Below are 241 nucleotides of genomic sequence, written 5' to 3'. Positions count from 1 at the left end.
GTCGATGCGCCTCCCATGTCGCGCACGCTTTGCGTGCTTGCTCCCGCCCCAATAGGGCTGGCCCGCCTTGGGGCGGCCCGGCGACGGGCCGGCCATTCTTGCGGAGGCTGTCGATGCGCCTCCCATGTCGCGCACGCTTTGCGTGCTTGCTCCCGCCCCAATTGCGCTTTGCTCTACCGCCGGATCAGGCCTGGGTTTCGACCCGGTTGGCGTCCAGCACCGTCATCGCCGCCATATTGAT

It is taken from the genome of Achromobacter sp. RTa, assembly GCF_000757485.1.
Classification (GTDB): domain Bacteria; phylum Pseudomonadota; class Gammaproteobacteria; order Burkholderiales; family Burkholderiaceae_B; genus Achromobacter.
This window is presented reverse-complemented; position numbering follows the sequence as displayed.